The organism is Endozoicomonas sp. SESOKO1 (genome assembly GCF_024606265.1).
Lineage (GTDB): Bacteria > Pseudomonadota > Gammaproteobacteria > Pseudomonadales > Endozoicomonadaceae > Endozoicomonas.
Map to the genome: position 1 here is coordinate 1 of NZ_JAHHPP010000039.1, position 2,217 is coordinate 2,217.

The window sequence follows — 2,217 nt, forward strand, 5'->3', positions numbered from 1 at the left end:
GGTGAGTAACTCGGGTAATCAGGGCTGTCTGTGGTAGCCCGGGTTACAGTGCTGCTGCCCCGTGTTTCCGGAGGCAGAGATAATGCATCAATTGTTGTATTGTCGCCGCCAGCTGCAGTGGCAGTGAGTAGCGTGGGTGGAGCGACAGTGCTTTCCTTCGGGCAGATTGCCTCGTCACAACCAGAATTGTCCAGCCGGGCGTTGATTGTGGTGTTACAGGCATAGGTGCGAGTAAATGGATGATCAGTGTAGCCAGCGGCTATGCGTGCGTGAGCACCCTTGATGGTACTGTTGCAGGCAGTGGTATCGCTGATGGTTACATCTCCCCTTCGACCTCGATAGCCAGCGCCCACTGCGGCATAACCATATCTTCCGTGAGCTGATATCTGACAATCGATAGCGGTTGTCTGGCTAATCTTATTGTTGGAGTGCGCGTATTCTCCAAACTTGGCCACAGCAATCGCCGCAACAACAGTTGTAGAGCTTTTGCCTTCGGCTTTAATTGTCACATTTCTGGCAGTGGTGTTATGGATCGTGCATCGATAATCGAGAAAGGCAGTGGCAACAGCTGCCCAACGTTTGGAGTACAATTCACTATGTTCGGCCAGAGTATGTTTGATCGTACTACTCTTGCAATTTGCTGTTACGATTCCCGTAGAGGGTCCGTCAAATCTTGAGTCATAAGCATACCCATCTAACTTAAGAATGTTTTTGATAACAGTAGTATTGCTAATATGGCAGCTCGACGCTGAGGCAACAACTACCGCATTCTTTGGGTCAATACTGAACCTTCTCCCGGAAAGTATGGTGTTATTGAAGGCATAGGTATCCTCAATAGTTGTGCCACTCGCACACCCCGCAACACCACCGGCGTGGACATATCGCGTGCTGTCGGTCAGCTGGTTATTGGTAAGTTTCGAGTTTTTGACAGTGACTTTATCCACCATTTTACCAGCCATCAAGCCAGTGCAGGTCTTAATACGCGTATCTTCGTATGGGTTACTTCTCGTGGTGATAGTGCAATTGTCAATCGAATTATTGTCCAGGGTAGCGGGTCCTGTGGCCTTTCCGGTTAATACTCCTACATTATGATATCCATGCTTTTTTCTTGTATATGCACTCATTATCGAGTGCTTGACTTGGTTGCCTTCCAGTCTTGAGCTGCCTTTGATCTCTCCCGCCAGCATTCCAATATTTCCCGAGCCATCTCCTGCTTCCAAATTGAAATGAGAATGTTCCACGGTGTTATTTTTCAACAGCGAGTGTCCGCTGGCTTCACAGGTGACAACGCCCTTACCACCTTGAAAATGGTGGTAATATAATTTATGTACATTGGCTTCTTTGACCATCAGGTTACGTACTATTCCCCCTTCCACCTGAAAAAAGAGGCAGTCTTTCAGCTTGCTAATGCTCTTGCCGTTACCGTTAAACTCACCAGTGAAGCGCGGAATGGGCCTGAGATTACCGGCATCAATATCAGCAATCTGTGCATACTTACCATTGGCTGGATAGGCATCCTTACCATTGGCGCACAGCTCCTGGTTCTTTCCGATTTTGGCCAGGTCAGCATTACTTCGAACAGGAATTTCTGCCCCACTGCAACCCGGCAGTGTTGCCGGACTGGTCGGTGGAGATGTTGGGAAAGTCGAAGGCGAAACAGCTGAACTCGACGATTCTGAAGTTGTTAGCGTTCGCGATAAAGCAGGAGAAATGGTCAATTCCGTCATTGTCGGAGACGAAGACGAAGTGCCGACACTTTCCTGCTGTGTGCTTGATAGCACTGGCGTTAGCGTTGCAGAACTGGCCAATTCTGAAATTGTCGAAGCCGACGACGAAGGAATTGTACTTTCCAGCTTTGAGCTTAATAGCGTTGATGATGGCGTTGCAGAGCTGGTCAATTCTGAAGTTATCGGAGTCGGCGAAGTAGCCATTGAGCTGGCCAGCTGAGAACTTGACGGACTCACCGGGAGCGATGTTTTTGCACTCGTTGGGTAGCTTTGGGAATCAGGGCTGCCTGTGGCAGTCGGGGTTGCCGTGTTGTTGACCGGTCTATCCAGAGGTGAAGATAGAGGTGAAGATAAAAGTCCAGTTGTTGACTGATCGCTGTAAGCTGTGGTGGGAACAACAGTACTTTCAGTGGTTAGCACCGCTGTCGAAGTCGATGACGAAGACTGTGCACTTGATGGCATGGATGATGGCGTCAGACCGGTCGATTGT

General features: G+C 49.2%; 2 protein-coding genes. One reads left to right on the forward strand and one right to left on the reverse strand.

The genetic code is table 11. The features are described 5' to 3' along the window. Nucleotides 1–1,718 (reverse strand): hypothetical protein (locus KDK13_RS02465; RefSeq protein ID WP_257283233.1); only part of this gene is annotated, 1,718 nt, incomplete at its 3' end. On the opposite strand from KDK13_RS02465, the gene KDK13_RS02470 reads away from it, so the two are divergent. Continuing rightward, nucleotides 1,711–1,947: a hypothetical protein gene (locus KDK13_RS02470; RefSeq protein WP_257283234.1), complete on the forward strand. Its 237-nt coding sequence runs from the start codon at nt 1,711–1,713 to the stop codon at nt 1,945–1,947. The genes KDK13_RS02465 and KDK13_RS02470 overlap by 8 nt on opposite strands. The last annotated feature ends 270 nt before the right edge of the window (nt 1,948–2,217 follow it).

Bases quoted from the DNA above. Each gene is read 5' to 3' on its own strand.
- KDK13_RS02470 (WP_257283234.1), top strand. From the start codon at position 1,711: ATGGTCAATTCCGTCATTGTCGGAGACGAAGACGAAGTGCCGACACTT.